Raw genomic sequence first — 25,291 nt, 5'->3', positions numbered from 1 at the left:
TGTTTGGTATCCGTTCGTCGGTGGTCAGTAGGTGGCGAGTGCCGCGCAGATCGCGCGCTCGACGTTGTCGAGTTGTTCCGGCGTGTGACGGTCCGAGAAGACGAAATAGCCCTTGGTGAAGATCTTTCGGTCCGCTAGTTGCGGCAGCACATGGGCGCGGAACGGGTCCGTCCAGAAGTCGGCGGCTCCGGGGGTGCCGAGTGAGAAACTCGAGTAGTCCCCGCGCACCTCGACGCGTCCGGTCAGGCCGAGTTCGGTAATGCGGGAGCGGAGGGTGACCATCATGGCCTGGGTCCGCACCCGAAATGAGGGCCACTCGGGGGCTGCGTCCAGCAAGTTCTCACATGCCAGGGCGGCGGCGATGGCCAGGGACTCGCTGGAATGTGCGTTGCTCATCCGGACGTCCTCCGCGCGCATCACGTGCCGGCGTGCACCGAGAATCGCCGCGAGCGGCAGGCCATTGGCCATGCCCTTCGAGATACACAACAAATCCGGCCAGATGCCCACCTCGCCACAGGTGGCCCGGCGGCCCATGCGCATGCCGGAGGTCACCTCGTCGAAAATCACCAACGTGCCGTGTGAACGTGCCTCGTCCACGACAGCCCGGAGGTGCTCGACGGTCCAACGGTTCGGGCAGAGCACCACGGCAGCGACGGACAGGGAATGCTTGCGCAACAGGTCCGTCAACCGCTCCGGGTCATCTGGCGCGCAGGTAAGCGTGAGCTCCGACACCGCGTGCGGTATGCCGAGCCGTTCTGGCTCCGTCGCATAGTGCGCCGACGCGGCCCAGTCGTGCCACCCGTGATACTCGGTTGCCACGACGAGGGCGCGGCCGGTCGCCGCACGGGCAATGCGTACGGCGCCGCTCACCGCGTCGGCACCGCTCTTGGCGAACTTTGCGGACTCGAATACCTCGAATCGGTCCAGGAGCCGCTGCGCCAGTAGCAGTTCAAGAGGGTCGGCCACCGAGAACGACGTGCCGCGTCGCAGCTGTGCAATCACGGCTTCCTCGACCTCGGGACGGGCGTGCCCCCAGGTCGCCGTACCCATGGCCATCTCACAGTCCAGCCAGGTACGGCCGTCGAGATCGGTGAACTCGGCGTCCTTTGCGCACACCGCGGCAATCGCTCCATGGCCGGGCAGCAGGCGATTCGGGGTCTTCGCCAGGGTGCTGCACCCGGCTGGGATGATCTGGCTGACGGTGGTGAGCCAGTCGAGACTCGGCGTTCCGCTCGTGGAAGCTACTGTGCCACCCGTCATCGGACCTTGACCCCCGGCCAGCAGTTCTCGTACAGATCTGTCAGGCGCTTGCCGTTGCCATGGAGGTCGATGACGATGTCCGCCGCCTGATTCGCCAGACGTTGCGCCAGCCACATTCGGTTGTCCAGCAGACGAACGAAGTTCTCGACCAGAATCAGAAGCGGCCGGGGTTCAGCGAGCAGTTCGGCCGGTAAAATCTGCGGGAGAAGGATGGGCTGCTCGCCGCTTACCTTCGCCGAGTAGTCGAGCACGCTCTGCCGGTCGATCACGGAGGCATCGGCGAGTGCCTGCCAGAAATCTGCGGCATCGGTGCGTGTCTCCGCCATGTCCAGCAGCACGAAATCGCGGAGATCGGCGGCATAGCCGAATAACGTGTTGACCATACGTGGGGTGACGTCATTTACCAACTGCGCGCCCCAGGACTTCCAGAATCTCGCTAAATTGGTCTTGCGGTTTCCCGCTCGGTGCACACCATTGCGCTGCTCCCAGTGGTACGAGATGACGCTCGGGTCGATCACCGTGTGGTAACCAAGTTCCCTTGCCCGCATCTGATAGTCGAAATCCTCATATCCATTGAAGTACCGCTCGTCCAGCAGGCCGACTGCTTCTCTTACCTCGCGGGTCATGGCGAACATGGCAAACGCGGCCAATTGCACCGTATATCGGGATGACGGCAGATCAGCCGTCCGAGCGTTGAGATACAGGTGCCTGCCAAGTGTTTCACTGAACGTGATTCCGCAATGCTGCACCCCTCCGGTCTGCGGGTACAGCAGGACTCCCGCAGTCATGCCGGCGTCCGGGTGTTCACTCAAGGTCCGCTGCATTCCGGATTGCCAACCGGGCTGCAGGATCAGATCGGAGTCGATGAAGAAGACGTACTCACCGTCCGCAATCTCGAGACCCTGGTTGAGCGCTTGGCCGCAACCGCGAGGACTCTTGTTGTGTAACGTATCAACGGTGACCGCGCCCGCACGCTCTGATTTGACCGTGCGAGCGAACTCCTCGATGAGTTCAGCCGCCTCGGCTCCGGAACCGTCGTTCACCAGGATCAGCTGGGTATCGGGCTCGACAGTACGTTTCAGCGAGCTGAGAAAGATTGACAGGACTGTCTGGGACTGGAATATGGGAACGATAACACTGCTGCGCACGAGAACCTCATTTCGGCAGCACGATTCCAGGGCGCAGCACAACACCACGCCTGGCATGTGAAATGATGTGAGAAGCGGTGGCCTCACCCCTACCTGGGCGAGGCCACTTTCCATGTGGGCCCGGTGCTCAGCTACCGTTCCGGAGCCCGTCGAGTGTTTCCCGCCGGAAACAAATGTTGTCAAAGATGGCGGTGCATCCCGCGCCGAAGGGAGATTGAGCGAAAAAGCCGACCTTCAATGCCGTTGATTCGGGCAGCGGGCCCAGGGAGAAGTATCGGATCAGACGCCACCAGTCGCCGTCGTCCGACGCGTGAAATGCGAACGCCCTCCCTATGCGGGATACGCGCAGCCATGTCCGGTTCTCCTGAACCTCGTTGCTGTTTGCGTCGTCCGAGTCTGCTCGAGTCACCACCGAAACAACACTGGGGCGGCGCTGAGGTGTGTACTCGAAGCACAACTTCGCCCAGCTGTGGTCCGCTATGCCGACGAACAGCACTCCTGCATCAAAGGTGTCCTGGAAATCCACTTCCACCTGGGCGGTCAACTGAAAATCGCCGCTGACATCTCCGGCGAGGCGCAGGAGATCGGCTCCTTCTGTGGAGGGTTCCCGCGCAGGGTCGAGAAACAGATCTGTCTGCGGGCCCGCATTGATAACGAGTTTCCCGCCTCCCACGTGCCACGTCGTGCCATTGGAAGGCCCTTCCGGTGCCAGCTCGAATGGCAGGCCGGGAACGCTAATTGCCTGTGTCACGGTTGCCTCGTGTATCGGTGTGACGTGTCGCGGATTTCTTAACCGCTGAGATCATGGCGTGTTGCGACGGAAAGGGATAGGGGGGCAAAATCCCCCAGAGGGAATGAATGCAATCTATGGATGCAACTCGGGCATGACTTTCGCAGAGATTCGGCCTGAGCGAGAGGGTGGGGCAAATAGTGTGAATCGGTCATTTTGGCACTCTGTTGTGTGATCGTGTGCGTATTTGTTGAATCAAGTTCGCTCTTGTTGCTCTTTGGGAATGACTTGTTCTCACCTGTCGTGTTGCGCCGGCGACGGCGCTCGGGGGCGGACCAGAGCGAGCGCGTGGAGCCCACGCTGAGCTGGCCGACACTGCGTCGTGAAACCTGGCCGCACGATGCGATGCAGTTCGGGCCGTAGACCAACTCCCCTTTCGGGTGACGATGCGCGATGCCCAACCACGGCGCGATGGCTCCCAGGAGGATGGCACTCAGTAGTCGTGCCAGTTCACAAGAACCATCGGTGGGGGAATCGTGGAACCGAGCCTTGCACTGCTTGCCGCCGCACTCGTCCAGGCCATGACGACGGACGCGTGGAGCGCGATGCGGGAAAGCCTGGTCCAGCGCTTGCGCCGAGATGCCCCCGATGGGGCGGAGCATGCCGTAGCCACGCTCGACAGGACCGCGTCGGAGGTTGCGGGGCATCCGGCGGGCAAGAGTGCGGTCGTAGGACTCCTGCAGGGCCGACTCGAGCCGCTGATCGCCGCCTCGCCCGAGCTGGGGGTGGTCCTACAGGACTTAGTCCGTGAGCAGTCGGCCCGCGACACGAGTGGGGCGCGCATGAATCTGCAGGCGCACGCGGACCGCGGTGGCAGCGTTCACCAGCAGAACGGCGGCTTCTATTACTCCGACCACCACGAGGGTGACCGCTTCGCGCCGGTCGCCCAGCAGATGAGCTTCTTCAAACAGCCCAGACGCGTCATGCTGCTGGCAGCCGGAGTCCTTGCCGCCGCGCTCCTTGCGACCGGCTACCTCCTGATGGCTCCAGACGAGGTGGCTGACTATCGGAAACAGGTCGTCGGCACCTGCAAGCAAGTGAACAGGGTGCTGTCGGAGCAGCACAACGACGCGATCTACCTCCGGGCGAATCCCGGGTCTGACGATCCCTTGGGGGGCATGGCCATTCGCAAGGAGAGGTTTCTCTTCCATGCACAGTCGAACCTCGACAGCGCCCGGCAGTCCTTCACCTCCCTCAACACACAGAAGGCGCCGGACGAGTTGAGGGAACAGCACGCTCTGGCGAAGAAGGCCCAGGACGACTGGCTCACGCGGATGGGCCAGGACATGCAGCGATACGAGCGGGAGCTGAAGGACGGAGACTTGATCAGCAAAGTCAACTCCATGAGCATGGCCAGCCAGCCCTGGCACACGCGACTCAACGACGCGATGACCTCCCTCGCGGGAGAGACCTGCCAGACGACGGCCAGCTCGCCCGGCTCCTAACGCGTGCACAGGAGTTCCGGCGCCGGCTCAACATCGGTGATGCCCATCCCCTCCGATGTGGGCCGCTGCACGAGGCCGGTGGGGTGGGCTGAAGCCGTCCTCGACAAGCGCGGTCGGCCATCGGCTTCAGCGCGTCGGCGAGCTGGCGGGCTGCCAGAATGAGTACCTTCGACTCGGTCCCCGTGCCCTGGAGATTCGATGCGTGCAGGCGTCGTGGTTGCCGCTCACCCCGGTGTGGAGGATCTCGCCGTGCGGGCCGAGGAATTGGGCTTGCACAGCTTCTGGGTCAACGACACCCCGATGGTCCACGGTGACCCCTTCGTCGCCTTGAGCCTGTGCGCGAAGGCCACCCGGCGCATCAGGCTCGGTATCGGCGTGACCTCACCGGCGCTGCGCTCGGCTCCGGCCGCGGCGAGCGGGTTCGCCAGCCTCAACGCCCTGGCACCGGGCCGGATCATCTGCGGGGTCGGCACCGGAAACACCGCCCGGCGCACCCTGGGCATGCCGCCGACCACGGTGGCCACGTTGGAGCAATTCACCGCAGCCCTGCAGGATCTGTGCGCCGGGCGCCCGACCGCGTACCGCGAAGGTGACCGGGCCCGCGACATCCGGTTCCTGCACACCGGGGCGCAGGTGAACACCACCGATCCGATCGAGTTCGTCGTGGCCGCGCTCGGGCCCAAGGCCGCTGCCGTCGCCGGCCGCCGCGGCGCGGGCCTCATCTCCTTCGGCCTGCTCGACCCGGTCGCCTGGCACCGACTGCACGACGCCCGCCGCCAGGCCGTCCACGGCACGTCCCGCGACCCCGACTCCCATGAGAACTCCTGTGAGAACTCCTACGTGGTCACCTCGATCCACCTGCTGGACGAGAACGGGGACCCCCACGGCGACGCGGCCCGGGACGCGACAGGTCATCTCGTCCTGTCGCTGCTGGACTTCGCCGCCGACACACCCGCGGTTGCGGAGCAACTCGGCCCCGACGAACGCGCGGCGGTGCGAGCGCTCCTGGACCGGCGTGGCACCACCGCCACCGCGCCGGACCGGTACACCAAGCTCTACCCCGGCTACCTCGGACGCATCGCAGCGCAGGACCGGGACCTGGTCCTCCCCTCGCTGATGAACACCCTGGCCCTCGTCGGCACCCGCGACGCCGTCCTCAACCGCATGACCGCCCTGGAACAGGCAGGTATCGGCGAACTCCTCATCCAGCCGGTGATCGACCCGCCCGCCGAGATGGCCCAACTCGCCGAACTCCTGGCCTGACCACTCCGCGCGTCGTCACCCGCACCCTGCCTTCACCTTCGGTATCCGGCTCCCGGGCCCCCTCGGCGGACGGGTCATGGTGGACGGAGAGGACATTGCCCGGCTCTTCGGCGACGGCACGGGCCAGGAAGTGACCGGCGGCGTCCTCGTACTCCTCCAGGCGCCAGCCCGTCACCTTCAGGGATGCGCGGAGATTGTTCTCGGCGAGGAGGTCGTCGGGGTCGAAGGGACGGCCGTGGCGGGCGGCGCGTTCCGCGCGGCCCGAGGGGTGGAAGAGGACCAGGACACCATCGGGGCGGTGACGCGAGCCCATTCGCGCAGGGCGGTGTGCGGGTCGGGGAGGTGGTCGAGGAGGCCGGCCGAGAAGATTCCGTGTACGGACGCGCCGGGCAGGGGAGTCGCGTGCAGTCGGCGACGAGGAGCAGACCTCGCGGGTACGCCCTTGGCGCGCGGCAGCCGCGAGCATGGCCAGAGTGATCGAAGTGCTCGCGGACCCGGTCGTCGACGAAACTCCACGCCGAGCAGGCGGGTAGCGGCGGGCCTCGGTGTCGAGGACCTCGGGTGCGTAGCGGTACAGCCAGAAGTCCCGTACGAGCGCGGGGTCGCAGGTGAGGACGGCCACGGGGTCGCGGGTGACGCGCCGCATTCTCGTACGACCCGGCGCCGGCATCCACGTTGAGCATCGTCTGCGCGTCGCCCAGGGCCTGGGCGACGAACCGGGCGATGCGCTCGTCCGGACGGCGGTAGGAGGAATAGCCGGCGCCGATCGCGCCGTAGTCGACGTCGCCGGCGCTGCCGTCCTGGGTACGTGTCGTCATCGGGATACCTCGCCTTGTGAGCAGGGGCAGGGGGTTGATCCCGGCAGCCATCGTTGCCGCGGAGCAAGGGCGTCATCGAGACAATGAGCATATGGACAGCGAACCTCTGCAGATCCCGCTTGACCGGCTTCGGCAGGCCTTCGAGCTGGCACTGCAACACATCGAAGCGTCAGCCGGCGACGCAGTGGCGCTCGAGCACGACTACTTCTGGTCCATTCCGGGCGACGAACTCTACGACGTCCCCAACGAACCGAGAACGATCACCATTGGGCAGCTCTCCGAGTCGTGGCAGCACCTTGAGGACCTCCTCGCCGACCCGAACCGGGCCGTGGGCCACCACTTGCTCTGGCTCGCCGATGTCCTCCGCGCGATAGGGCAGGACACCACCCGGTGAATCGTCCTGGCAGGGCATGGTCCCGGGGTCAGCGGGGGCCGTGTGGGAGGAGGGCCATCTCGCGGGCGTTCTTGATCGCGGTGGCGAGCTGTCGCTGCTGCTGGGCCGAGACGCGGGTGACGCGTCGGCTGCGGATCTTGCCGCGGTCGGAGATGAACTTCCGCAGGAGGTCCGTGTCCTTGTAGTCGATGTAGGTGATTCCCGCTGTGTCCAGCGGGTTGGGGCGGGACTTCAGCGGCTTGTGGGGGATCTGGCGGCGGGGCATGTCGTTGTTCCTTGTGGGTGTCGGCGTGTCAGGAGACCGGGGCGAGGAGGGAGTCGAAGGCGGCCGGGAGGGATTTCCAGGCCTCGGGGCCCGCCGCGTATTCGGCGTCGGTGAGCAGGCAGGACTCCAGGAGCCGTGCCAAGCCGTCGCGGTCCAGGCCCGGGGAGGTGAAGACCAGGTGCTGGCAGCAGTCGCCGTGCTCGGGGTGCCAGTCGAGTGAGGCGGCTGCCCGGCGCATCGGCGGGACCAGTTCCCACGCGGCATCCGGCAGGGACGCCAGCCAGGGGCCGGCGTTCTCCACGCACAGGGCGCCGCCTGCCGCGTCCCAGGACAGCAGGGTGTCGGGGCGGTCGGCGAGCCAGAACCGGCCCCGGCTGCGGGCGGCAGCACAGCAGAGGTCTTCCAGCGCCTGGTAGAGGCGCTCGGGGTGGAAGGGGCGGCGGCGGTGCCAGACGAGGGTGCTGACGCCCGCCTCCTCCGCCTCCTGGGGGAGCAGGGCGCAGGCCGGGTGCTGGGCGGCGGCAGCCGCTTCCACGTCGAAGCCGGCGAAGGCGGCCTGCGCGAGCTCGCCGGATCCGGCGGACACGCGGCGGGCGGTTGGGTGGAGTTGGGCCAGCAGGGCGCGGTCCTCCTCGTCGGACTCCGGGCTGTCGACGAGGGCGAGTACGGGGGCGTACTCCAGTTGGCGTGCCCAGGTGTCGCCGACGGTGCGTTGATCGGAGGCGGCTGCCGCGAGGCCCGCGTCCGCCAGGTCATCGCCGTTGACGAGGTACGGCAGGACGAGCGCCGGGTCCACCGCCGTGATCACGCCGGTGAGGTCGAGTACGCCGGCACCGTGCGCGGCGACCACCTCAGCCATGGCCTTGGGCTCGACGGAGTCCCACAGTTCGACGACGGCCAGCCGGGTCAGGCCGCTGTCGGCCAGCCGTTCCAGTTCGGGGACCAGGTCCTCGCGGAGCGCGCAGCAGGCGCAGTCGTTGACGAGGGGTGTTTCGCCCCGGGACAGCTCGCCCGAGGCGTCGCGCACCACGCGCTGCACGGTGCCCTGTGCTGCCGCCGTGGACAGGTCGTGGTGGAGGGCGACGCTGCCGGGGACGGAGTGCAGCAGCCGGTCCACGACCTCCTTGCGGGCGTCGGAGTGGAGGCCGCCGACGATGACGACGGGCAGGCTCATGCCGTGCTCCCGTAACGGCGCTGGAAGCGCTCGACGCGGCCGGCGGTGTCCAGGACGCGGGCGGTGCCGGTGTAGAAGGGGTGGCTCTGCGAGGAGATCTCCACGTCGATGACGGGGTAGGTGTTGCCGTCCTCCCACTCCACCGTCTTCTCGCTGGTGGCGGTCGAGCGGGTGAGGAAGGCGAAGTCGGCGGCCTTGTCGCGGAAGACGACGGGGCCGTAGGCGGGGTGGATGCCGGGCTTCATGACGGTGTCCTTCGGGAGTGAGGTGCGGGGGTCAGCGCTCTTCGCGGAAGTCGACGTGCCGGCGCACCACCGGGTCGAACTTGCGCAGCACCATGCGGTCCGGGTCGTTCCGCCGGTTCTTGCGGGTGACGTAGGTGTAGCCGGTGCCCGCGGTGGAGCGGAGCTTGATGATCGGGCGTACTTCGTTGCGTGCCATGCCGCTACTATACGGGAATGGAAATCATTTCCAATAACCACTCCCGTCCAGAGAGGGGCAGGTAGCACCATGTCCGCCCACTGCCAGCTGACCGGCGCCCGGCCGGGCTTCGGCAACAACATCTCCCACTCGCACCGGCGCACCTCCCGCCGTTTCGATCCCAACATCCAGCGCAAGCGCTACTGGCTGCCGAGCGAGGGACGCCATGTCCGGCTGACCCTGAGCGCGAAGGCGATCAAGACCGTCGACCTGATCGGTGTCGAGGCGGCGGTGGCCCGGATCCGGGCCAGGGGGGTGAAGGTCTGATGGCCAAGAAGAGCAAGATCGCCCGGAACGAGAAGCGGAAGGCGGTCGTCGAGCGGTACGCCGTGCGGCGGGCCGAGCTGAAGGAGGTCCTGCGGCGGCCGTCGTCGACGGAGGCCGAACGGAATGCGGCGCTGGCGGAGCTGCGCAGGCAGCCCCGCGACGCCAGCGCCACCCGGGTGCGCAACCGGGACGGCGTCGACGGCCGGCCCCGCGGGCACCTGCGGAAGTTCGGGCTCTCGCGGGTCCGCATGCGGGAGCAGGCGCACGCCGGATACCTGCCCGGAGTCACCAAGTCCTCCTGGTAGCACCCGCGGCGAGCACGCGTGGGTCCACATCTCCGGCGGGGTGTGGGCCCACGCCCGGCTAGCGTCGGCGGGGTTCGCGGAAGGTCGACAGGAGGCGGTCGCGGACGTAGGGGTCGAGGTCTGCGACGTCCGCCGGGGTCAGGCGGCCGGCGAGCGCGGCCACCGTACGCCACTGGGCGAGGGCCGTTCGGCAGCCCTCGCAGAGCTCGAGGTGCTCGTCGATACGCCGGCGGGACCGTTCCGGGAGGGTGCCGTCGAGGTAGGCGGTGATCAGCTCGACCAGGTCGATGCACCGCTGGTCGGTCCCGTTCGGCTCCGGCTCGTCGGGCATCAGGGCTCCTGTCCTTGCAGGTACTGCTCCAGTCGGGCACGTACCAGCCCGCGGGCCCGGTGGAGGCGGGTGCCCTCCTCCGCGGCGCTGATGCCGAGGGCCTCCGCCACCTCGGACGGAGGCCGCCCCTCCACGTCGCGCAGCACGATGACCCGGCGCAGCTCCGCCGGCATGTCCAGGACTGCCGCACGGACTTCGGCGAGCACCCTGTCACCGCTCAGGTCCAGGCCGAAGGTCTCCCAGGCGACGGGCGGGGAGGCCCAGTGCCCCGGCCACTCCGGATGGCTCTCGGGGAGGAAGCGGTCGGCCGGGAACGCGTGCTCCGGTTCCTTCTCGGGGGGCACGGCCGCCGGGGTGACCGGGCCGCCCGGCAGGACCACGACCATCAGGATTCCGGTCACGAGCGCGACCGCGACGAAGAGCCACCCCGCGGCCCCGACCCCCCGTCGTTCGCTGACGAACCCGATCACCAGCGCGAACGGTACGAAGGCGAGCCAGGTGAGGGTGCCGACGCCGGAGGCGACCCCGGCGCGGAGCGCCGAGGGCACCGCATCGTGCAGCCTGTGCAGTACCGGAATGCTCACCGCGACCACCGCGAGGGTGAGCACCACCTGGGCGACGATCACCGGCGCCGGCGACCGGCCCGTCGCCAGTACGCAGCAACAGCCCACCACCAGGGCGGCCAGTGCCACCACGGGCCATCGGCGGCTCAGCCAGCCCTGGGAGCCGAGCAGTCCGCCGAGGCCGAGCGCGGCCGTCAGGCCCGCCCAGTGCGGCCCGTACCAGAACGCCGGAACGGCCAGCGCGACCAGCCACAGCGGACCGAACTCCAGCATCCCCTGCATCAGCAGCGCGCCGGCGACGGTCAGCAGGATCACCGCGCGGAGCCGGCCGGGTCCCAGCAGCACCCGGTAGGTCGCCGCGATCTGACGGCGCAGCGGCTCGGCCTCCTCGGTCTTGTGCAGCCGCGGTTCCCGGAAGAAGAACAGGGCGAGGGCCGCCCCGATCAGGGGCGGCACGGTCAGGAAATAGGTGTCCCGCAGGGAGAGGACTTCGGCGATGACACCACCCGCCAGGGCGCTAGCGACGAGTGCGATGCTCTCGACCACCCGGACCCGGCCGATGACCCGTTCGAAGGAGTCGCTCGACCCGGTCTCCTCCAGCAGGGTGTCGTAGACGACCGCCTCGAAGGTCCCGGACTGCATCGCGAAGAAGACACCGAGGAAGAACGCCGCCACCATGTACATCCCGACGCTCCGGCTCAGCCCGCCGACGGTGACGCTGACCACCGCCGCCGCGCACGCGAGGACCAGCACCCCGCGGCGGCTCCACCGGTCGGCGAGCAGGCCCGACGGCACCTCGAAGACCGGTACCACAATCGAATAGACGGCGGCCATGACGCCGATCCCGGCCGCATCGAAGCCGATGCCGGTCATGAACAGCTTCTCGACGGGCACCCACAGCGCCAGGTTCTGCAGGAACGCGGTCGCGTAGAGCGGGGCCAGCCGCCGCCGGAGCTTCCGCCGCGCCGCGGCGTCCGGGGTCGCCGTGCGGTCCGGGGTCGCCGGCGGGCGGCTCAACCGCCGTCCGGGGCGGAGTGCCCGGACTCCCCGGCTTCCCGGGCGCGCTTCTCCATCTCCTCCGGCGGGACGTCCTCCACATGCGTGGCGAGGTTCCAGCGGTGGCCGAAGGGGTCCTCGATCTGCCCGGTCCGGTCACCGTAGAACTCGTTCGTGACGGGCGACAGCTCCGTGGCACCCCGGGCGAGGGCCTTGGCGAAGACCGCGTCGACGTCCTCGACGTACACGTGCAGGGTGACGGGCGTGCCGCCCACCGCCTTCGGCGAACGGAACCCGATGTCCGGGTGCTCGTCCGCGAGCATGATGACCGAGTTGCCCAGCTCCAGCTCGGCGTGGCCGATCCTGCCGCCCGGGGCCGGCATCCTCATCCGCTCGGCGGCGCCGAGCACGGAAACGTAGAAGTCGATCGCGGCTGCCGCTCCGTCGACGCACAGGTACGGCGTGACGCGTGGGTATCCCTCGGGGACGGGTTGGACGGTCACGGTGCGCGGGCCTTTCGGAGGGGACGGTGGCGGTCGCCGCGGACCGCCGGGTGCGACCACTGATATCCCGGGGCGCGGGACACGCGTCGGCGGCGCGCGGCAGCCCGCCCGCCGGTTGCACCGGTCGGCCCCGGCCGTGCCATTGCCGTTCCGGGCGCCGGGGATGCGGTATACGTCAGCTGGGGATGACGGAGATGGCGGGGATCGCGGGGATCACCGGGATCGCCCGAGGCCGCGAAGGAGTGGTTGCCGTGGAGCGCACGACCTGCTGCGTGGTGGGAGGCGGGCCCGCCGGAATGGTGCTCGCGCTGCTGCTGGCCCGGGCCGGGGTGGAGGTGACCGTACTGGAGAAGCACGGCGACTTCCTGCGCGACTTCCGCGGTGACACCGTGCATCCCTCGACCCTGTCCTTGCTGGACGACATCGGACTGGCCGAACGGTTCGCCCGGCTGCCGCAGCGCCGGGTGACCGCGGTGCAACTGCCCATCGGCGCGGACCGGGCCCTGGTTACCGTCGGGAACATCGGGGCGCTGCACGGGAAGTACAACTACATCGCGATGGTCCCCCAGTGGGACCTGCTCGACCTCCTCGCCGACGAGGCGGGCCGGGAGCCGTCCTTCCGGCTGCGCATGGACACCGAGGCGGTGTCCTTCCTGACCGAGGGCGGACGGGTCACGGGCGTGCGGTACCGCACCGCGGACGGCACCACCGGCGAGCTGCGGGCGACCCTGACCGTGGCCTGTGACGGCCGCGGGTCGCTCGCCAGGGAGCTGCCCGAACTCGGGCTGGAGGGCTTCCCGTGCCCGATGGACGCCTGGTGGTTCCGGATTCCGCGGCGCGAGGAGGATCCCAGCGGGCTCGTCGGTGGTGTGGGGGACCGGTTCTTCACCGCGCTCATCGACCGCGGCGACTACTGGCAGTGCGCCGGGCTGATCCCCAAGGGGACCGACGCCGAGCGGCGCGCCGAGGGCCTGGACCGGTTCATGGCCCAGTTCGCGGAGGCCGCTCCCTGGCTGGCCGACCGCACCCACACCCTCACCTCCTGGGACGAGGTCAAACTGCTCGACGTACGCCTCGACCGCCTGCGCCGCTGGCACCGGCCGGGGCTGCTGTGCATCGGTGACGCCGCCCATGCGATGTCGCCGGTCTTCGGGATCGGCATCAACCTCGCCGTACAGGACGCGGTGGCCGCTGCCCGGTACCTGGTGGGGCCGCTGCGCGCGGGCACCGTGGGACTGCGGGACGTACGCCGGGTCCAGCACCGCCGCTGGCCCACCACGGTGGCCACCCAAGGCCTCCAGCGGCTCGCCCATGCCCAGGTCATCGAGCCACTGCTGGCCGGCCGGGCCGCGTTCGGCCATCCGCGGCGGGCGAAGCGGATGACCGAGCTCGTCACCGACTCACGGTGGCTGAACCGGGTGCCGGCCTACTTCATCGCCTACGGGGCCGTGCGCGAGCGGCCCCCGAAGGAGTCGCTGCACGGGAGCGGGCGCTGACCTCCGCCGCTCAGCCGGGGCCGCCGCCGTTGCGGACGGGCTGGACCGGGCGCCACGGCGCGAAGGCGCTCGCCCCGCGCGGCAGGATGCCCGCCAGCTCCGGGCAGTGCCGCAGGATGACGCTCGTCATGCCGTTGCGTGCGATCCAGTCCATCCCGAGGGGCGTGTAGACCTCCGGCCGGAAGTCGACCGTGAGGAACCGGTCGCTCTGCAACCGTCTGCTGGCCATCAGGATGAACACACGGAAGGCGGTGTCGCTGAACCCGAAGCCCGCGGGCGGGTTCTCGGCGAAGAGCCCCACCATGGTGTCGATGTCGTCCACCGAGCGGTAGACGTCCCGCAGCCGTGCGACCGTCTCCGGATCGGAGGAGAGGTCCTCGAACCGCCGGATCCGCGGCTTGTGCAGGCCGGCCCGGAAGTCGTTGTAGCGCGGGACGCCGCGGCGCCGGGTGCGCACCAGGTCGACCACGGACAGATCGATCACCTCCCCATCCCGTTCGAAGGCCTGCAGGGTCCGTGGGAAGTTGTGCAGGGTGATCGCCCCCGGGTGGGCGATGCCCAGCGAGTACAGGGTGTTCACCAGGCCGGTCTTGCGGATCAGCGGCTCCGTCGCGGCGCCCTGGAGGGCGGTGAAGTCCAGGGTGTCGAGACGGCGGCCGAACCGGTGGTCGACGAGCTCGTAATCGTCCGGGATCAGCGGGTGCATCCGGTAGACGGTGACGAACTCCTCCGTCAGGGAATACGGGGCGCCGTGGTGGTCGGGCAGGGACTTGGGGATGCCCTGCCGCCCGTTCGCCTCCAGCAGCCAGACGCCCAGCTGGTCCAGCCAGTTCTTCGGCGGCCCCTGCCAGTTGGTCTTCATGCCGATGTCGAGCGTCTTGGTGGCGAGGATCGCGGGGGTCCACTCGACCGTGTGGATCTTCGCGATCAGCGCGGAGACGATCAGCCGCGCCGTGTGGTAGACCCGGTCCGCGTCCATCCGCGGGTACTCCTGGCGCAGGGCGTCGCACACCGCGTTGTGCTCACGGGCGAACAGGGTGTGTACGGCGCTGAGGCCGAGCCACCAGTTGTCGGTGAACCCCGTGAGCGGGGTGCCGCCCAAGCCGCCCGCGCCGCCTGAGCCGTTCGTGCCGTTCGGCAGGTGTCCGTCCTCCAGCCGGAGCCGGGGGCCGCCGTCGGGCTCGCGCAACGACATCGCCACCACCTGGTCGCTGCCGTACACCTCCGAACCGTCCCACCAGTGCGACACGCTGCTCGCGAACACGATCGGCGGCTGCCCGCTGCCGGGCGGCCGGTGCACCGGCTCGTCCTCGCCGAAGCGCATCACCTTCTCCCGCGGCCCGCCCGGGGTGTTCTGCCAGGTCTCGCCGGGTGGCAGCGGCACCTCGACGCTCCGGACGGCGGCCGGAAGCCTCTTGTGCTGGACCCAGTCGTGCACCTGGAACTGGATCCACGCGGCGGCGATGATGTTCAGCGAGGTCGCGGGGATGAACGCCTCGCGCCGGAGCAGTTCCCGGCTCACCGTGACCGGACTGGGCGTGTCGAACAGGTCCGGGCGGTAGACGGGCGGCATGGAGCGGCCGAAGGTCGCCCCGACAGCGCCCATCCGCGGCGCCGACAGGTCATTGAAGGAGCCGTCGAAACTGCGCCTGACCAGCAGCTCCTCCTCGGGCGGGGCCGCCACCGGACCGGCCTCGGGCGGAGCCTCGTGGACCTCGGTGTCGATGAGGTTCTGCCGGCGCAGTGTCTGCCGGAAGGCCATGAGGTTGAGGAGGCCGAGCGAGGTGGGCAGCCGGTGCCACGGGACGACGCGGTTGACGGTCCGGAAGACGGCCCGCAGCGGTGCCCCGAGCTGTGCGTTGCGCCGCGGCTCGACGGTCAGGAAGCGCCGGCCCAGGCGGTGGGCGCTGCTCGCCTCGTAAGCGGCCTTGCGGGCCCGGTTGAGATTGCCCAGGGGCCGGAAGTACTCCGTGGTGTGCCACGGGTTGAACGCCAGCAGGTCCACCCGGGCAGCGCAGGCGCGGGCTTCGGCGGTGTGGATGTCCTGGCGCGGGACGGTCAGGGTGGCCACCGGCACGACGGGCGTGGCCTGCTCCGTCCACTCGGCCGCGCCGTCCTCGACGGGGGTGCGCCGGGCGTCCACGTAGCGCTGTACGCACAGTTCGAAGACCACGTCCGCCCGGCGCAGCCGGTCGGAGAGCTCGCGCCGCAGATAGTCGGGATCGGTGTGCGAGGCCGCCGGGGCCTGTGGGGCGTCCGCCGCGGGCCTCAGCTGGTAGCGCACCGGTCCGTGGTCGCCCCACAGGATCGCGCCGCGGCTCCAGTACGTCTCCAGGGCCAGGCTGCGTACCGTGCGCCGGGTTCCCGCGACGACGTTGCGCCGCATCCGGGTGGCCGTGGGCCAGCCGACCGCCAGGGGCAGCTTGACGAACAGGGCGTACCCCTTCCGCAGCCGAGAGTCGGCACCTGCCATGGCCTTGGCGAAGGCGACGAACTCGACCGCGTCGCGGGCGTGGGACACCGGGAAGTTCGTCATCAGCAGATCGTGGGTCTCACCGGGGCCCGCCTCGACGCGCAGCGCCGCCCCGCGCAGATCGGGTGCGAAATCGGGCTGCCGGACCCCGCCGGCGTTGGACAGCCGGACCGTGACCGGGTATTCGGCTCCGGGCCTCGCGAACCCGGCCCGCAGGTCCTCGGGAAGGTCCTCGCGGAACGTCAGCCGGGCGTTCTCCACGCCGAGGACGGCCTTGGCGTGGAAGGCCCGGTCGACGGCGCCGGCGCCACTGCGCCCCTTCGCCTTGAGCTGCACCTTCAGGAGCTCGTGCGCCAGCCGTTCGAAGACCAGCCGCTCGGCCTCGGGGCTGCCGCCGGCATAGCGCTCGTACCGTGCGACCTCGTCCATGCGAGCCTCTTCCCGGGGGACTGCCGTGCACTCGCCACGACCCTGCCGCAGCCCGGGGGCGCTGTCGTGCGGGGCGGGGCAGACGGGCGACCCCCCCCCGCGGCACCGGGCCGGTCAGCCGGTCAGTCGTCCAGCCGGTCAGCCGGTTACGGGGTGAGGGCGGTACCCGGTGCCGGCCACTGCCGCCGGGAGGGGACCAGGGCCCGCAGGACACGGAAGGCATGGCGGCGCCGCCAGTCGTCCGGGGAGCGGAACTCGGCGATGAACGCGGCCGTCGACCTGCTGATGGAGCCCTGTGCCCCGACCGCCGCCGCCGGATCCAGCAGCCGGTCGCAGTTGAACCAGGCCAGGCCCCGCGCGACCCGGATCCCGTAGCTGGTGAAGAGCTCGTCGTCCCGGGTGAACAGGCGGTCCAGCGAGTGCAGCCGACGGCAGTAGCGGGCGGCGATCTCGTGCTGGACCGCGTCGACGGAGGAGGCCAGCAGGTCGTTCATCCGGTGGAAGTCCGCGAGGTGGCGGTGCAGGTCCCCGCCGGCGGCCGGGGCCGGGGCCAGGGCCCGGAGCGCCAGCGGCAGGTCGTACGACATGTGCGCCATCATCGAGAACAGCACCTCCTCCAGGACGTAGGAGTGCCGCGCGGTCGAGGCGGCGTAGACGTCCCGCCACGGTTTCGGGATGTGCTCCGGCATGTCGGCGGAGTGGATTTCGCCGCCGGGGCGGGGACCGGCGCCCAGCCAGCCGTCGATGGCGTCCATGGCGCCGAAGTAGGCCGCGGCGAGGGAGACGGACAGGTCGGCGACCCACTCGGGCGTCCTGAAGGACGGGGTGTTGCCCCGCAGGCTCGCGGCGAGGTCCGAGGTCAGCCGGAAGTAGGTGTATGCGAAGACCGCGCGGTGGTCCCGCGCGGCGTCGTACTGCATGACCCGGGCGGTGAGTTCCCGGACGACTCCCTGGACCCTCTCGGCGGCCACGCCGGTGGCGTCCTGCGTCATCGGATACGGCGTACGTTTTCCGTCGCCCTGGCCCAGTCGCACACGAGCTGCCCGGCGAGGCTCTGCCGGTCGGCTCCCACCTCGTACGTGGCCGTCCACGGGCTCCCCAGGAGCGGCATGTGGTAGGTGGAGCCCAGACCCGAGGGCTGGATCTCCGCCGGGTAGCCGAACGTCCGCGTCACGATGCCCGGGACGGGACCGAACTGCTCGTGTGCCTCCACCGTGACACTCGTGCCGTCCGGGGCGAGGAGGTAGCGCTCCTTCAGCAGGTACAGGGTCACCCCGAACGTGGAGAGCCTGACCACGTTGTCGGCGACCCCGAAGGCGCCCGCGGAGGGATCGGCCACGATGGTCGACTCCAGCCGGGGCGGCCCGGTCAGCCGCTGGGCGAGCACCATGGCGACGACCAGCGCCCGGTTGCGCAGTCCGACGCGGGTGCGCCGGAAGCGGGGCCAGGACGTGACCCGGAAGGTGAACCGCCCCTCCCAGTCCCCGACCCCCACGTCGAAGTAGTAGATGTGAGTGGGGGCACCTGAGCGAGGCGGTGCATTGCCGACGCTGTGCGTCACGGCGTGCAGTCTACTGACGGCTTCTGCTCACGGAGCGTAAGCGGGAGGCGTGTCCGTCACTGTTCCTGCGGGGGTTTGCCCTCCGCCGCGGACACCTCGACGAACTCGACCCGGCCCTTGCCGTTGAGGCGCAGGATCGGGACGGCCTTGTTGCGCGGGTTGCCGTTGTTCTGGAAGGAGATGAACCCGCCGGCCCCGGCCACCTGCTGGGTGCCGTCCATCTGGTGGAACATCCGGGCCACCGCGTCGCCCACCACCTGCCCCTGCCAGCGGGCGGCCATCTGGATGCCGTGCGCCGCGGCCAGCACCGCGTCGTGGCCCATCAGGGCCCCGCCGTCCTCGCGGGGATCGTGCGGGAACCACTGGTCCAGCAGCCCGCCCGGCTGGAAGTTCTTCGCGGACGGCGCGGACACCGCCTGCGGCGCCGAGCGGTACATGTCGGGGTGGGAGAGGCCGGTGTAGAGCACCTCGACACCCGTCTCGGCGGCGTGGGCGAGCTGCTCGGCGCTCAGGTTGGTGGTGTCGTCCCCGGCGAACACGGTGAAGTGCCGGTCGGTGCAGCTGCGGTTGGCGAGCGCGTCGAGGAAGTGGGTGAGGTGCCGGCCGCGGCCCGCGAAGTACACGAGCTGGGGGCGCTGCTGGCACAACTGCCCCGGCATGTAGCGCAGTTCGTTCTGCCAGGCGCTGCTGACGGAGGAGTCGTAGGTCATGCGCTCGGCGACGAGCCGGTGCTTGCCGCCGTCCTGGAAGGCCTTGGTGAAGGCGGTGCCGAGGGTGGAGGCGTAGAGGTCCCCCTCTGCCACGTCCTGGATGACGACGGCGGTGCCGACGCCGTGCCTCTTGAGGTAGCCGGCGGCGGCGTACGCCTCGTCCTCGTTGGTGGGGGCGACCCGGACGTAGCCGTTGATGCCCTGGATGTTCGTGGCGGTCATGGTGGCGCCGACCATGGCGATGCGGTGTTCGGAGAGGCGCTTGATCGCTGCAAGGTTCTCGTTGGTACTGGGGCCGAGGCCGGCCACGGCGACGAGCCGGTCCGGGGAGTCCTTGCGGGCGATCAGCTCGTCGACGGTGTGCTGCCACTGCGCGGACCGGGTGCCCGGGTTGGCTATCAGCAGCCGGATCTTGGGGGTGGCGGCGAGGTCGCCCCGGTTGTGCCGGTACTGGGCGAGATAGGCGCCCTGGAGTTCGTGGCGGACGCCCTCGGCGGAGTTGCTGTCCTCGGCGGTGGTGGTGAAGGAGGTGTAATAGGCGACGCTGACGTACGGTTCCTTGTCCGCGTTGGCGAGGACCCGGCGGTTCTCCTCCTCGATCTTCCCGCTCACGGCGTCCAGGTGCGGTGCGAAGACATAGGAGCCGTCGGTCACGCCGACGCACTCGTCGGCCGGGCCCAGTTCGACGACCCCGTCGGCGCATCGGGACCGGCGCTCCTCCAGCCAGCCGACACCCACCCAGAGTGCCGCGCCCAGGGCGACGACGAGCGCGGTGGCCAGGGCGACCCGGCGTACGACGTGCAGGGGCCATTCGAGTCTGGGCACGGGCTCAGCCCTCCCAGCCGGCGGTCAGCGGATCGCGCCAGTGACGGTACCGCTCCGCCTCGTTGAACAGGGCCACGATGTCGTTCCTCCGTAATTGGGACAGCTGGGTGTAGCCGTCGGCGATCAGGCCGTTGAGCCGCATGGCGGGATCGGCGAGCGGATCGCTCCACACCCAGCGGGTGGTCACCAGGGTGTGGATCACGGACTCGGTGTCCCGCACACGCCCGGGCCGACGCGGGACCAGCCCGGTGAGGAGTTCCAGGGGTCCGCCGTCGGTGGGGAAACGGTTCGGCGCGGCGGTGACCGCATCGAACTCGGAGATCCACTGAGCGGCCGGTACGGCGGTGAAACGCCGCGTCAGATGGGCGGTGACCTCCTCGGTCCGCCCGCGGGCGAGCTGGTGGTACATCTCCTGTACGGGCTTGCCCTCGCCGCGGTAGTACTCCGCGAGGAGCTCGTGCACGGTGTCCCATCCGTCGGGGCGTTCGGCCAGCCGCCACAGCAGCAGCCGGCGCAGCCACGGGTGGAGTACGGGCACGACGGCGACGGGTCCGGACAGCAGCCAGCGGGAGCGGATCTCGCCGAACAGGGAGTCGTCGGGGCTCAGCAGCCGGGTGGCGACGGAGAAGTCCCGGGCGGCGGCGCATTCGGCGAGGGCGGCCCGCTGGGTTCCGTCGAAGTCGCGCAGGAGGTGCGCGAGGGCGGTGTCGGCGAGGGTGGCCGAGTCCTCCCCGGCGCGCAGCGGCCGATCGGGCAGGGTCCGCAGCCACCGGTCCTGCAAGGGGCCCGAGTCCGGCAGCGGCCCGGCCTGGCGGAGCACGTCCAGCACATGGTGGACGGCGCGCGGCAGACCTCCGGTGAGCCGGTGCACGAAGGGGGTGAGCCGGGTCAGCGGGGCCAGATCGCTGTTCCCGCCGAGCTGGAGCTCTATCCGGATCCGTACCTCGTCCAGGTTGAGGTCCCGCAGGCGCAACGGGTACCACCAGGTGTCCTCGCTGTCCCGGGTCGGCCGGTGCGCGTTCCAGTCCGCCAGGGAGGCCCGGTCGGGGCTGCGCAGCTGCCAGGGCCAGGAGTCCCCGGTGGCCGGGCCCCAACGGGGCAGCCAGCGGTTGGAGCTGGCGACCACGGTCAGCGGATCGCTGGTGCGGCCGGCCACGACCGTCTCGTCATGGCGGGAGCGCAGCAGCAGGTCGAGGAAACGGCGGCCGTACTCGGTGTGGGAGTTGTCGAGGAGCAGCAGGTACGAGCGGGGCATGAAGTTGCGGGCGGTGTTGCGTCTGAGGTCCTCCAGGAAGGCCGAGAAGAGGACCAGGTCGAGCCGCTCCTGTTCGTTCTCGTTGCCCTCGTGGCGCCAGAGGTTGAGCTCCACGAGGGCTTCCATGGGGTCCGCGCTGCGGGTCATGGGGTGGCGCCCGTACCAGTGGGCTCCGGCGGTGAGCCGGCTGCCCAGTCGGCCGCCGAACAGGCTGGGCATGGTGCGGCGGCTGCGCCGCAGGGCGTCCTGGAAGAGGGCGAGCGCGGCGGTGGAGGCGCCTTCCGGCATGCCGACCGCACCCATGCCCACTTCGAAGAAGGCGGCCAGGTAGTCGCCGTGCCGGGCCTCGTTCTCCTCCTGGAACCGGTCGAGTTGGCGCTGCACCGCGCGCCGTCCCTCGGCCAGGCTGCGCATGCGCAGCTCCTGGTCGGACGCCAGCAGGCCGAGGCTGAGCAGGGGGAAGTGGGAGCGGCCGTAGCGGGGCAGTTTGCGTTCGAGCTGGCGGGCCAGGAGCCCGAGGGCGTAGCGCGGCAGCAGGGACTGGGCCCCGCCGAAGTTGACGAAGGCGAAGGGGTGGTCGGGCCCGAAGTGCTCCATGAGTGCGCTGTGCGCCTCGCTGGCTCCGCTGCCCGCCGGACCGAGCAGCACGGTCAGGGGCCGCTCGGCCGCCGGGTTCTCGTTCAGACATGCGTCGACCAGCGACAGGATGCCGCTGCGGCCCCGCAGGCCCACGCCCGTGCCCGGCTCTCTCACGTATGACCCCCCCCAGGACAACGCTTCCGAGGAGTAGAGACTGCCATCCGGAGCCGGAGTCAGACAGGGGTTTCCGGCCCCGGAATCGTCACGGTATGACGACTGATCCCTACGGCCGGTCCGCCGTACGTGGTGCGAACTGCACCGGGGCCTGGAAGCGGGCCTTGCGCGCGGCGCGCCGGAACACCGTGAGCACCGCGGGCCCGGCCAGGCAGATGCAGACGAAGTTGGTGACGGCACGTCCGGTGTCCCAGCCCAGGGAGGTGGCCAGGTCGAAGGCGAGGTAGCGCTGGAACTGCTCGGTGAAGGGCAGGCCGGGCAGGTAGGCGATCGAGCTGTTCGGGTCGAGGGAGAACGGCCAGAAGGACAGGTTGAGGAGGAACCCGAAGAGGTAGCCCGAGAGCGAGCCGTAGACGGCGAGCATCGCCACTTCGAGGCGGCCGGTGGCCCTGGGCAGGAAGCCGGCGAGCATGCCCACGAAGGCGCAGCCGAACATCTGGTACGGCATCCACGGCCCGACCCCGCCGGTGATGAGGGCGGAGGCGAAGAGGGAGGTGCAGCCGAGGGTGAAGCCGAAACCCGGTCCGTAGACCCGGCCTGCCAGTACGAGGATGAAGAACACCGTCTCGATGCCGGCCGTGCCCGCCCCCAGCGGCCGGATGGCGGCGTTCACCGCGGACAGGACCCCCAGCATGGCGAGGGCTTTGGAGTTGATGCCGCCCTCGGCGATCTCGGAGATGACCACGCAGAGCACGATCACCAGCAGGACGCCGAAGATCAGCGGCGGCGCGTAGTGGGAGCCGAACGTGCCGGGAGCCACCAGGAACGGCCAGAAGAACGCGACGACCCCGAGGAAGGCGGCCATCGAGATGACCACCCCGGCCCGCGCGTTGATGCGGATGGCGGCGGCGCGTGCGGCGGTCATGAGTCCGGATCCGTTCCGTCGCCGGCCAGGACGGAACCCACCTGGGCGACCGTGAGGTAGGGGAGGGGGGCGAGGATCTTGGCGGTCTGGGGAGCGAAGACGGGGGAGGCCACGATGACCTCGGTGGTGGGGCCGTCGGCGACGATCTCGCCCTCGGCCATGACGACCACCCGGTCGGCGGCGCGGGCCACGAACTCCACGTCGTGGGTGGAGACCACCACGGCCCGTCCCTCGGTGGCGAGGTCGTCGACGATGTTGATGAGCTGGTTCTTGGCCCGGTAGTCCAGGCCCCGGGTGGGTTCGTCGAGGAGCAGCACACCGGGGGCCGCGGACAGCTGGATGGCCAGCACCAGCGCGAGTTTCTGCCCCTCGGACAGATCCCGCGGATGGACGGCGTCGTCGATGCCCGGGGCGAGCCGGTCGAGGATCTCGCGGGCGGCCGGTGAGCCCGCGGCCCGCCCGGACTCGGCGTCCGCCTGGTCGAGTTCCTGCTTCACGCTCTCCAGGTAGAGGAGGTCGGTGGGTGTCTGGGGGACCAGGCCGACCAGCCGGCGGGCCTCCGCCGCGGACAGGTCGCGCGGGTCGGACGGCCGGGACGGCTTGGACGGCTGAGGTGCCTCGGCGGGGCCCCCGGCCGTGACCCGTACGGTGCCTGCCTTGCGCGGGCCGGACCCCTGCAAGGCCCACAGGAGCGAGGACTTGCCGGAGCCGTTGCGGCCCATCAGGGCGGTGATCTCGCCGCCGCGCAGGGCGAGGTCGACCTCCCGGACCGCCGGTACGCCGTGATAGGTCACGGTGACCTTGCGGGCGGTGAGGAGGACGGGGTGCTCGGCCGGAGGAGCCGGACGGACCGCCGGGGGAGGGGTGTCGGCCAGCCGGGCGCGCACCGGAGCCGCCGCCCGGCGGGCGTCGCGGATCGACAGGGGCAGCGGTGTCCACCCGGCCGTACGGCCCAGCTCCACGATGGGCGGGGCGATCGAGGACGTACGGAAGATCTCGGCGGGCGCGCCGGTGACGACGCGGCCGTCGCCGGGCAGGTGGATCACCCGGTCCGCGTACTGCACCACCCGCTCCAGGCGGTGTTCGGCGAGGAGGACGGTGACCCCGAGGTCGTGGACCAGGCGGGTGACGGCGGCCAGCACCTCTTCCGCCGCCGTGGGGTCGAGGGCGGAGGTGGGTTCGTCGAGGACCAGGATGCGGGGGTGGGCGGTGAGGACCGAGCCGATGGCCACGCGCTGCTGCTGGCCGCCGGAGAGTTCGTGCAGGGCGCGGTGGCGCAGGTCGGCGAGGCCGAGCAGGTCGAGGGTCTCCTCCACGCGCTTGCGCATGGTCGCCGGGGGGACGGCGAGCTGCTCCATGGTGTAGGCGAGCTCCTCCTCGACGGTGTCGGTGACGAATCCGTCGAGGGGGTCCTGGCCGACCACGCCGACGACGTCGGCGAGTTCGCGCGGGGGGTGGTGGGCGGTGTCGCGGCCGTCGACGAGGACGCGGCCGTACAGGGTGCCGCCGGTGAAGTGCGGGACGAGGCCGTTGACGGCACCGAGGAAGGTGGACTTGCCGACGCCGGTGTGGCCGACGACGAGGCAGAGCTCCCCTTCCTCGACGGTCAGGTCCACATCGCGCAGCACGGGCTCGGCCGTGTCCTCGTACCGGACGGCGACCTGGTCGAAGGTGATCACTTGGGTTCCTCGGTGCGCTGTGCGGGGACGGCCGGCCGGGCGGGCGGGGCCGGGGGCGGAGCCAGGAAGCCGGCGGTACCGGCAAGCAGGATCGCGGCGGCGGGCACCAGCGGCAGCGTGGGCCAGCTGAGCGGGTAGATGGAGGGGTTGAGCTCGGCGGCGTTGAATCCCGCGTTGCTGAACAGCAGGACCGCGGACAGCACCCCGCAGCCGGCCACGGCCCACTCGGCGAAGTGCCAGGGGTCGGGCCGGTACGTGGTCCGGGTGATGCGGCGCCCGCCGAGCCGCAGCCCGGCGAAGCACAGCAGGGCCCCGGCGCCCATGGCGGGGAGGCCGAGCAGCTTCGGGGCGGTGGCGTCGAGGAGCCCGTACGCGCCCGCGCACAGCCCGCACATGCCGAGCAGCATCAGGGCGCCGGTCAGCCGCCGGGAGCGGCGGGTGGCGGTGCCGGCCCGGCCGTAGCCGCGCGAGTCCATGGCGGCGGCCAGCCGCAGCGAGCGCTCCAGGGCGTCTTCGAGTACGGGCACGATGATGCCGCGCAGGGCCCGCAGCCCCCGGGACCGGCCGGCCCGCAGCCGCTTGGCCCGGTGGACGCGTTGCACGCTCTGGACGAGCTGCGGGGCGACGCTGATGGACACCGTGACGGCGACGCCGAGTTCGTAGAGGGCGCCGGGCAGGACCCGCAGCGCCCGTTTGGGGTTGGCGAGGGTGTTGGCGGCGCCGATGCAGCAGAGCATGCAGGCGAGCCGCAGTCCGTCGGTGGCGGCGGAGAGCAGGGCCTCCAGGGAGACGGGGCCGCCGAGTTGGATGCCCGCGTACCAGTCGGGGGTGGGGATGTGGGGGAGGGAGAAGAGGAAGTGGTCGCGGGGGGTGATGCCGGTGGCGAAGACGGCGCGGAAGACCACCCGGATCGCGACGACGGTGAGGGCGAGGTAGAGGTAGTACTTGAAGCCGCGGGCCCACGGGGCTTCGGTACGGCGCATGGTGATGACGTAGCCGAGGACGGCGAGGACGAGGAACAGCAGCAGCGGGTTGTTGGTGCGGCTGACGGCGGTGGCCAGGGCGAGGGCCCAGATCCACCAGGCGACGGGGTGCAGGGTGCGGGGCAGACGGCGACCGCCCGGGTCCGGCGCGGGGCCGGACACGGGCGGCCGGGCCGCGGCCGTGGTGGTGCGCGACACGC

Annotated in this window: 25 protein-coding genes; 6 read left to right on the top strand and 19 right to left on the bottom strand. The window is 70.3% G+C overall.

From position 1 onward, the window contains the following. Positions 1-24: 24 nt before the first annotated feature. From DEJ50_RS03100 to DEJ50_RS03090, 3 genes are all read right to left on the bottom strand, one after another. Positions 25-1,260, bottom strand: coding sequence for an aminotransferase class III-fold pyridoxal phosphate-dependent enzyme (locus DEJ50_RS03100; RefSeq protein ID WP_150205865.1), 1,236 nt, complete (start codon positions 1,258-1,260; stop codon positions 25-27). Continuing rightward, on the bottom strand, positions 1,257-2,408 hold the full coding sequence (locus DEJ50_RS03095; protein ID WP_190344238.1) for a glycosyltransferase family 2 protein: 1,152 nt from the start codon (positions 2,406-2,408) through the stop codon (positions 1,257-1,259). The genes DEJ50_RS03100 and DEJ50_RS03095 overlap by 4 nt, the downstream gene beginning before the upstream one ends. A 127-nt stretch (positions 2,409-2,535) precedes the next feature. After that, positions 2,536-3,159 carry a DUF1349 domain-containing protein gene (locus DEJ50_RS03090; RefSeq protein WP_150205863.1) on the bottom strand — a complete coding sequence of 208 codons (624 nt, stop codon included), beginning with the start codon at positions 3,157-3,159 and terminating at the stop codon, positions 2,536-2,538. A gap of 515 nt (positions 3,160-3,674) precedes the next feature. Here DEJ50_RS03090 and DEJ50_RS03085 point away from each other — a divergent pair. Together DEJ50_RS03085 and DEJ50_RS03080 are read left to right on the top strand one after the other, a co-directional pair. Further along, a complete protein-coding gene (locus tag DEJ50_RS03085; RefSeq protein WP_150205862.1) occupies positions 3,675-4,643 on the top strand; it encodes a hypothetical protein in 969 nt (322 codons plus the stop codon). Positions 4,644-4,841: 198 nt separating this feature from the next. Further along, complete coding sequence (locus tag DEJ50_RS03080) at positions 4,842-5,906, top strand: LLM class flavin-dependent oxidoreductase (protein ID WP_150205861.1); 1,065 nt, start codon at positions 4,842-4,844, stop codon at positions 5,904-5,906. Between the two features lie 177 nt (positions 5,907-6,083). Here DEJ50_RS03080 and DEJ50_RS35545 read toward each other — a convergent pair whose 3' ends face one another. Beyond that, positions 6,084-6,800, bottom strand: coding sequence for a class I SAM-dependent methyltransferase (locus DEJ50_RS35545; protein WP_411757668.1), 717 nt, complete (start codon positions 6,798-6,800; stop codon positions 6,084-6,086). Positions 6,801-6,815: 15 nt separating this feature from the next. On the opposite strand from DEJ50_RS35545, the gene DEJ50_RS03065 reads away from it, so the two are divergent. Beyond that, on the top strand, positions 6,816-7,118 hold the full coding sequence (locus tag DEJ50_RS03065) for a hypothetical protein (RefSeq protein WP_150205860.1): 303 nt from the start codon (positions 6,816-6,818) through the stop codon (positions 7,116-7,118). Between the two features lie 28 nt (positions 7,119-7,146). Here DEJ50_RS03065 and rpsR read toward each other — a convergent pair whose 3' ends face one another. The 4 genes from rpsR to rpmG are packed head-to-tail and all read right to left on the bottom strand — an operon-like array spanning position 7,147 to position 8,998. Further along, on the bottom strand, positions 7,147-7,383 hold the full coding sequence (gene rpsR / locus DEJ50_RS03060) for a 30S ribosomal protein S18 (RefSeq protein ID WP_150205859.1): 237 nt from the start codon (positions 7,381-7,383) through the stop codon (positions 7,147-7,149). 28 nt (positions 7,384-7,411) lie between these two features. Beyond that, the gene (locus DEJ50_RS03055; RefSeq protein WP_150205858.1) at positions 7,412-8,557 is read right to left on the bottom strand and encodes a CobW family GTP-binding protein; all 1,146 of its coding nucleotides are present in this window, start codon (positions 8,555-8,557) and stop codon (positions 7,412-7,414) included. Continuing rightward, on the bottom strand, positions 8,554-8,802 hold the full coding sequence (locus DEJ50_RS03050) for a type B 50S ribosomal protein L31 (RefSeq protein ID WP_069922962.1): 249 nt from the start codon (positions 8,800-8,802) through the stop codon (positions 8,554-8,556). The genes DEJ50_RS03055 and DEJ50_RS03050 overlap by 4 nt, the downstream gene beginning before the upstream one ends. A gap of 31 nt (positions 8,803-8,833) precedes the next feature. After that, complete coding sequence (gene rpmG / locus DEJ50_RS03045) at positions 8,834-8,998, bottom strand: 50S ribosomal protein L33 (protein ID WP_007267663.1); 165 nt, start codon at positions 8,996-8,998, stop codon at positions 8,834-8,836. Between the two features lie 69 nt (positions 8,999-9,067). On the opposite strand from rpmG, the gene rpmB reads away from it, so the two are divergent. Both rpmB and rpsN read left to right on the top strand, forming a co-directional pair. Continuing rightward, the gene (gene rpmB / locus DEJ50_RS03040; RefSeq protein ID WP_150205857.1) at positions 9,068-9,304 is read left to right on the top strand and encodes a 50S ribosomal protein L28; all 237 of its coding nucleotides are present in this window, start codon (positions 9,068-9,070) and stop codon (positions 9,302-9,304) included. Continuing rightward, positions 9,304-9,609 (top strand): 30S ribosomal protein S14, encoded by a 306-nt coding sequence (gene rpsN, locus DEJ50_RS03035; RefSeq protein ID WP_150205856.1) that lies wholly within the window; start codon positions 9,304-9,306, stop codon positions 9,607-9,609. Before rpmB ends, rpsN begins: the two co-directional genes overlap by 1 nt. 58 nt (positions 9,610-9,667) lie before the next feature. Here the strand turns inward: rpsN and DEJ50_RS03030 are convergent, their stop codons facing one another. From DEJ50_RS03030 to DEJ50_RS03020, 3 genes are read right to left on the bottom strand one after another with little or no spacing between them, the layout of a single operon-like run. After that, positions 9,668-9,940: an anti-sigma factor family protein gene (locus DEJ50_RS03030; protein ID WP_150205855.1), complete on the bottom strand. Its 273-nt coding sequence runs from the start codon at positions 9,938-9,940 to the stop codon at positions 9,668-9,670. Then, the gene (locus DEJ50_RS03025) at positions 9,940-11,520 is read right to left on the bottom strand and encodes an MFS transporter (RefSeq protein WP_150205854.1); all 1,581 of its coding nucleotides are present in this window, start codon (positions 11,518-11,520) and stop codon (positions 9,940-9,942) included. Before DEJ50_RS03025 ends, DEJ50_RS03030 begins: the two co-directional genes overlap by 1 nt. Further along, positions 11,517-12,002 (bottom strand): VOC family protein, encoded by a 486-nt coding sequence (locus DEJ50_RS03020; RefSeq protein WP_150205853.1) that lies wholly within the window; start codon positions 12,000-12,002, stop codon positions 11,517-11,519. The genes DEJ50_RS03025 and DEJ50_RS03020 overlap by 4 nt, the downstream gene beginning before the upstream one ends. Positions 12,003-12,253: 251 nt before the next feature. On the opposite strand from DEJ50_RS03020, the gene DEJ50_RS03015 reads away from it, so the two are divergent. Then, positions 12,254-13,498, top strand: a complete 1,245-nt coding sequence (locus DEJ50_RS03015; protein WP_150205852.1) for an FAD-dependent oxidoreductase — start codon at positions 12,254-12,256, stop codon at positions 13,496-13,498. 10 nt (positions 13,499-13,508) lie between these two features. Here the strand turns inward: DEJ50_RS03015 and DEJ50_RS03010 are convergent, their stop codons facing one another. The 8 genes from DEJ50_RS03010 to DEJ50_RS02975 form a co-directional block, all read right to left on the bottom strand. Continuing rightward, positions 13,509-16,400: a peroxidase family protein gene (locus tag DEJ50_RS03010; RefSeq protein WP_150205851.1), complete on the bottom strand. Its 2,892-nt coding sequence runs from the start codon at positions 16,398-16,400 to the stop codon at positions 13,509-13,511. Between the two features lie 146 nt (positions 16,401-16,546). Continuing rightward, positions 16,547-17,392, bottom strand: a complete 846-nt coding sequence (locus tag DEJ50_RS03005; RefSeq protein ID WP_150205850.1) for a DUF5995 family protein — start codon at positions 17,390-17,392, stop codon at positions 16,547-16,549. Then, entirely contained in the window at positions 17,389-17,961 is a 573-nt protein-coding gene (locus tag DEJ50_RS03000) for a hypothetical protein (protein ID WP_150205849.1), read from the bottom strand. The genes DEJ50_RS03005 and DEJ50_RS03000 overlap by 4 nt, the downstream gene beginning before the upstream one ends. 56 nt (positions 17,962-18,017) lie before the next feature. Beyond that, positions 18,018-19,496, bottom strand: a complete 1,479-nt coding sequence (locus DEJ50_RS02995) for a branched-chain amino acid ABC transporter substrate-binding protein (protein ID WP_150205848.1) — start codon at positions 19,494-19,496, stop codon at positions 18,018-18,020. Between the two features lie 4 nt (positions 19,497-19,500). Continuing rightward, complete coding sequence (locus DEJ50_RS02990; RefSeq protein ID WP_223837557.1) at positions 19,501-21,504, bottom strand: hypothetical protein; 2,004 nt, start codon at positions 21,502-21,504, stop codon at positions 19,501-19,503. A 109-nt stretch (positions 21,505-21,613) separates the two neighbouring features. Next, positions 21,614-22,429, bottom strand: a complete 816-nt coding sequence (locus DEJ50_RS02985; protein ID WP_150205846.1) for an ECF transporter S component — start codon at positions 22,427-22,429, stop codon at positions 21,614-21,616. Then, entirely contained in the window at positions 22,426-24,108 is a 1,683-nt protein-coding gene (locus DEJ50_RS02980) for an ABC transporter ATP-binding protein (protein WP_150205845.1), read from the bottom strand. Before DEJ50_RS02980 ends, DEJ50_RS02985 begins: the two co-directional genes overlap by 4 nt. Beyond that, a complete protein-coding gene (locus tag DEJ50_RS02975; RefSeq protein WP_150205844.1) occupies positions 24,105-25,289 on the bottom strand; it encodes an energy-coupling factor transporter transmembrane component T in 1,185 nt (394 codons plus the stop codon). Before DEJ50_RS02975 ends, DEJ50_RS02980 begins: the two co-directional genes overlap by 4 nt. Positions 25,290-25,291 lie beyond the last annotated feature (2 nt).

Source organism: Streptomyces venezuelae, from assembly GCF_008642295.1.
In the GTDB taxonomy this organism is placed as follows: domain Bacteria; phylum Actinomycetota; class Actinomycetes; order Streptomycetales; family Streptomycetaceae; genus Streptomyces; species Streptomyces venezuelae_C.
The sequence above is the reverse complement of the archived record's forward strand: the minus strand, read 5'-3'. Positions and strand labels throughout refer to the sequence as shown.